Source organism: Flavobacterium sp. (assembly GCF_044369455.1).
Classification (GTDB): Bacteria; Bacteroidota; Bacteroidia; order Flavobacteriales; family Flavobacteriaceae; genus Flavobacterium.
In genome coordinates this window covers 1-5,619 of record NZ_JBIPLW010000089.1, presented here as the reverse complement: position 1 = coordinate 5,619, position 5,619 = coordinate 1, and the positions used below count along the sequence as shown (strand labels likewise).

Sequence of the window (5,619 nt, the reverse complement as noted above, 5' to 3'; positions counted from 1 at the left end):
ACATGATCGAGACCATCAACAAGCTGAACCGCATCTCGCGGCAGATGCTGCAGGAGATGGGCCGCGAGCCGACCCCCGAGGAGCTCGCCGCGCGCATGGAGATGCCCGAGGACAAGGTCCGCAAGGTGCTCAAGATCGCCAAGGAACCGATCTCCATGGAGACGCCGATCGGCGACGACGAGGATTCGCACCTCGGCGACTTCATCGAGGACACCTCGGTGGCCTCGCCGATCGACCAGGCCACCGCGGAATCGCTCCGCGAGACCACGCACGCCGTGCTCGCGCAGCTCACCCCGCGCGAGGCCAAGGTGCTGCGCATGCGCTTCGGCATCGACCTCAGCACCGACCACACCCTCGAAGAGGTCGGCAAGCAGTTCGACGTGACCCGCGAGCGCATCCGCCAGATCGAGGCCAAGGCACTGCGCAAGCTGCGCCATCCGAGCCGCAGCGAGCAGCTCCGCTCGTTCCTGATCGAGGATTGAGGCGCCTCATGCTTCGACGGCGGCCGACGACACCCGCCCGCATCGCCACGCTGGCGTCGGCTGCATTGGCGTCAGCCGTGATGGGAGCGGCCGCATCGGCGGGGGAGCCCGCGGGCGGCGGGCCGGCCCCGTCAGGCGGCGATGCGCCCGTGAGCCTCATCGAGGGCCGCGGTTTCCTCTCTGTGGGCACCTTCGCCAACAGCACGGCGCTCGACATCCGCCTCGACCCCTCGACCAGCCTGCCGGGCACCGAGATCGACTGGGACCAGCGTTTCGGCCTCGAGCACTCCAAGCGCTTCCGCCTCGACGGTCTCTGGCGCTTCACGCCGAAGCACCACCTCCGCGTGCTCTACACCGACTACTCGCAGACCGACAGCGCCACCCTCGCCTCGGAGATCCAGTGGGGCGATGACCTTTTCCCGGTCAACGCGCAGGTCACCGGCACCCTCGGTTTCGAGGTCATCGAGGCCGCGTACGAGTACGCCTTCGTGACCTCCGATCGCGCCGAGATCGCGGGCTCCGTGGGCTTGCACTACACCACCCTCGAAGCGCGGCTGGCGGCCACGGTCACCTCGCCCACCACCGGCACCCGCAGCATCGGCGGTCCGCGCTCGGTGGATGCGCCGCTGCCGGTCGTCGGCCTGCGGGGCATGTGGCGGATCGGCGATCAGGTCTACCTCGACGCGCAGGCGCAGTATTTCTCGCTCGCCATCGACGACATCAAGGGCAGCCTCTACAACTACCGCGCCGCGCTCATCTGGCAGCCGACACGCCGCGTGGGCATCGGCGCGGGATACGACGCCTTCGGCGTCGATGTCGAACTGCGCCAGGACGACTTCCGCGGCAAGGTCGATTGGGTCTACCGCGGCCCGCAGGTGTTCTTCACCGTCGCGTTCTGACCGCGCCCACGACCCGCCGGCGCATCCGCATCGCGCCCCACAGACCCAGCAGCGCCAGTGCGAGCAGGTCCATCGAGCCGCCGCCACCGCCCGGGTCGGACGCGCGGTTGGTGACGGTGATCGTGAAGCTCATCGGCACGCTGCTCAGCAGGCCGTCGGAGGCCGTGACGTTGATCGTGTAATCGCCGCCAGGCGAGGCGCTGGGCCAGGACAGCACGCCGGCCGAGGTCAGGCTCGCCCCGGTCGGCAAGCCGGTCGCCGAGAACGTCAGCGGGTCGTTCTCCGGATCGGTGCCCGTGATCGTCAGATCCACCGGCGCCTGCAGTCGCACGGTGAAACCACGCACCGCAGTGACCGAGGGCGCCGTGTTGGCACGCACCGTGATCGGGATGATGCGCGCGGCGCTCGTCAGCAGACCGTCCGACGCCGTGATCGACACGTTGTACGTGCCGACGGGCGTCGCGTTGGACCAGGTGAACACGCCCGCCGGGGTGAAGGTCGCCCCGGTCGGCAGGCCGGTGGCGGCGAAGGTCAGCGGATCGTTCTCGGCATCCGTGGCGCTCGCCGTGAAGTTGAGCGCCCCACCGGCACGGACCGTCTGCGCGGCGATCGCGGCGACGGTGGGCGCGGTGTTCGGGGTGACGGTGATCGAGACCGCGCGGGTGCCGACGAGCAGGCCGTCGCTGGCGCTGAGGTTCACCGTATAACTGCCGGCGACCGGCGATGCCCAGAAGAACGAGCCGCCGCCCTCGGCGATGCTGAACGTCGCGCCGGCCGGTAGACCGGTCGCCGTCAGCGACACCGGATCGCTCTCCGCATCGGTGACCGTGACACTGAAGCTCAGGGATTGTCCGGCGCGGACCGTCTGGTTCGGGACGGCCGCGATGACCGGTGCGGTGTTGGCGAGCACGCCGATGCTCACGGTGCGCGGCGCACTGGTCAGGAAACCGTCCGACGCGGTGATGCTGACACTGTAGGTGCCGGCGGGCGAGGCGTTGGGCCAGGAGAAGGCACCGGCCGACGTGAAGGTCGCGCCCGACGGGAGACCCGTGGCGGCGAAACTGAGGGTGTCGCCGTCCACATCGGTGGCCGCCGCCGTGAAGGTCACGGTCTGGCCGACCCGGGCGCTCTGGTTCGGGATGGGGCTGACCACCGGCGGGTTGTTGGCACCGACCGTGAGCGTGACGGCGCGGACCGCGCTGCTCAACGACCCGTCCGACGCGGTGATCGACACCGTGTAGACGCCCGCCACGGCCGCCGGCCAATCGAACACGCCCGCCGCGCTGAAGGTCGCCCCGGTCGGCAGCCCGGTGGCGGCGAAGGTCAACGGGTCGCTCTCGGCGTCGCTGCCGGTCGCGGTGAAGCGGATGGGCTGGCCTGCGCGCACCGTCTGGTCCGGGATCGCGACGACCACGGGCGCGGTGTTGGAGCGCAGGTTGACCGTCGCCGAGGACGCGGCGCCGGTGGCATCCGTCGCCGTGAACCGGAAACTCATCGCCCCGCCCGGCGAGGGCGCGGTGAAGGTGGCGGTGGTCGCGTTCGCGCCGCTGAGCGTGACGGCGGGGCCCGACACCTGCTGCCAGGCATAACCGAGTGCGGCGGTCGAGCCCAAGCTGCCCGGGGTCGCGGTGCCGGTCAGGGTCACGGTGGTGCCGCCGGCGACGACGGCGCCGCTCGCCTGCGCCGTCACCGTCGGCGTCAGCGCGCTCAGGCGCGTCATGGCGGCGGTGGCGTCGAGCATGCCGAGACCGCAATCGAGCGTGCCGATCTCGAAGGTCCAGCAGTAGGTCTCTTCGGGGAACGTACGAGCCGAGAACTTGAGGATGGATTCGATGCCGTCGGGCGTGAGGGACGGCATGGTCGAAACGAGCAGCGCCGCGGCGCCGGAGGCATGGGCGGCCGAGACGCTGGTACCGGCCGAGCCGAAGACCAGCGAAGCGCTCGCCACCGGCGAGGTGGTGCCGACGTTCAGGGTCGACCAGAGCTCGCGCCAGATCGTGCCGGTCGCACCGGTGGTGCCGTGCGGGTCGCAGCCGAGGAGCTGCGTGCACTCGCCGCCGCCCGGGGCGCTGAAGTCGGTGCCCGGACCCCAATTGGCGATGGTCATCCGGTCGCCTTCGACGGTGTGCGAGGTCACGGCGACGACGTTCGCGCAGTTGGCAGGCGCACCGAGCCCACGGCCACCGATCGCCGGCGCCGCGCCGTCGTTGCCGGTCGCCGCGACCACCACCGCACCCGCGCTGCGCGCGGCGTCGATGGCCGACTGGAGCGCGGCGGAGCAGCTGCCGAGACCGCTGAGGCTGAGGTTCACCACGCGCGCCGGCGTGGCGTTGACCGGGATGCCGAGCGACGGCCAGGTCACCCCGCCCGCCGGCGGCGCACCGGCAGCCCAGCGGATGGCATCGGCGATGTCGGAGGCATAACCCTTGCATTTGCCGAGCACGCGCACCGGCAATACTTTGGCCTCGTAGGCGACGCCGGGCAGGCCGACGGCATTGTCGCCGACCGCCGCGATCACGCCCGCCATCGCGGTGCCGTGCCAGGAACTCGGCCCCACGGCACAACCGGCGAAGACCGGCAGGGCCGCATCGGCCGCCGTGATCCAATCGCCCGGGTCGGACGGATCGGCGTCGCGGCCATCACCGTCGTTGGCGACGCGGAACGCGCCGTCCGCATCGGCGCTGATGAAATCGTGACCGCCCGCGAGCACGTTGGCGTCGAGGTCGGCATGCCGCGTGATGCCGGTGTCGAGCACGGCCACCACCACACCGGCGCCGCGCGTACGGTTCCACGCTGTCGGCAGGTTCATGCCGCCGAGACGATCACCGCTCGGCCCCTTGAGGTTCCAGAGGATCTCGCGCGTATCGGTGAACAGCTCGTCGTTCGTGTTGGCGGCGCGGCGGACCACCGCATCGACCTCGACGGCGGCGATAGCAGGGTCGGCGCGCAAGGCGCGCAGGAACCCGTCGAGTTCGCCCTCTGGCAGGGGCGAGCGCAGTCGCACCACATGCGACAGACCGGAGGTCGGATGGCTGTATTCGAATTCACCGGCGACCGCATGGCCGATGACGCGCAAGGATCGCTCGGCCTGCGGACGCGTGAACAAGCGACCGGTCGCCGCCTCACCCGCGAAGCGGACCACCAACCGGGGCGAGACCGACGCCGATGCGGCAGCCGATGCGGCAGCCGGACCGACACCCGAAGCGGCCTGCGATGCCGCGCGTCCGCCAACGGATACCGGGACGGCCTGCGGAGAGGACCACTGCGCGACCGCGACCCAGACGCCGAGACCTGCGACGACGGCGGCCGTCTTCGGTAAATGATTGTATTTCAAGGCCCTAGCCCTCTGATCCGGTCATCTGCCCTGCGCGAGACTATACACCAACCGCCGCACCCCTCCGGCTGCGGCGCCGGGCAAGCCCCCAAAGACCGAGCAGGCCGAGACCCACCAGGTCCATCGAGCCGCCGCCGCCGCGCGGCGGGTCGTTCACGGTCACGGTGACGGTCGACACGGCGCCCGTCTCGAAACCGTCGCTAGGCGTGATCGAGACCGTGTAGCTGCCCGCCGGCGTGGCGCTCAACCACGAGAACTCGCCGGTCGTACCGTTGAAGGTCGCGCCGCTCGGCACGCCCGTCGCGGCGTAGGTGATCGGATCCCCGTCGGGGTCGGTGCCGGATACGCGGAACGAGACCGGGTTGCCGGTGGTCACGGTGGGCGGCGTCAGCGTCGCGATCGACGGCAGGCCGTTCGCACGGAGGTTGACCACCGACGAGGCGGCGAAGCCGTCCGCATCGCTCGCCGTGAAGCGGAAGCTGAGCGCGCCGCCCGGCGTCGGCGCCGTGAAGCGGGGCTGCAGCGTCGTGTCGTTGCTGAGCGTGACGGCAGGACCGCTGACCTGCTGCCAACGATAGGTGAGCGCCTGCAGACCGCCGGGCTTGGGGGTGGCCGTGGCCGTGAGGTCGACCGTCGAGCCGTTGCGCACGATGGGCGCCGGCCCCGCTGCCGTGACCGCCGGCGTGAGGTCGGCCAAGCGGTCGAGCGCGCGTTTCGCATCGAGCATGCCCGCGCCGCAACGCCCGTCGCTCTGCCCCGCGCAGTAGGTATTGGCAGGGAACGGCCGTGCGGATCCGCCGAGCAGGTTGCCGACGGTGTCGGGCTTGAGCGTCGGCATGCGGGCGAACAACAAGGCTGCGACGCCCGACACGTGCGGCGCCGCCATGCTGGTGCCCTGCTTGCC

The 5,619-nt window shown here is 71.0% G+C and carries 4 protein-coding genes; 2 read left to right on the top strand and 2 right to left on the bottom strand.

Annotated elements, in window-relative coordinates:
* Both ACIQ2L_RS14665 and ACIQ2L_RS14660 read left to right on the top strand, forming a co-directional pair.
* Nucleotides 1-482: sigma-70 family RNA polymerase sigma factor (locus ACIQ2L_RS14665; RefSeq protein ID WP_396160161.1), on the top strand; the 482-nt coding region annotated here is incomplete at its 5' end.
* 8 nt (nt 483-490) lie between these two features.
* Nucleotides 491-1,381, top strand: a complete 891-nt coding sequence (locus ACIQ2L_RS14660; RefSeq protein ID WP_396160159.1) for a hypothetical protein — start codon at nt 491-493, stop codon at nt 1,379-1,381.
* On the opposite strand, the gene ACIQ2L_RS14655 is transcribed toward ACIQ2L_RS14660, so the two are convergent.
* Both ACIQ2L_RS14655 and ACIQ2L_RS14650 read right to left on the bottom strand, forming a co-directional pair.
* Nucleotides 1,365-4,715 (bottom strand): putative Ig domain-containing protein, encoded by a 3,351-nt coding sequence (locus ACIQ2L_RS14655; protein ID WP_396160157.1) that lies wholly within the window; start codon nt 4,713-4,715, stop codon nt 1,365-1,367. The genes ACIQ2L_RS14660 and ACIQ2L_RS14655 overlap by 17 nt on opposite strands.
* 40 nt (nt 4,716-4,755) lie before the next feature.
* Nucleotides 4,756-5,619 (bottom strand): PKD domain-containing protein (locus tag ACIQ2L_RS14650; protein ID WP_396160155.1); only part of this gene is annotated, 864 nt, incomplete at its 5' end.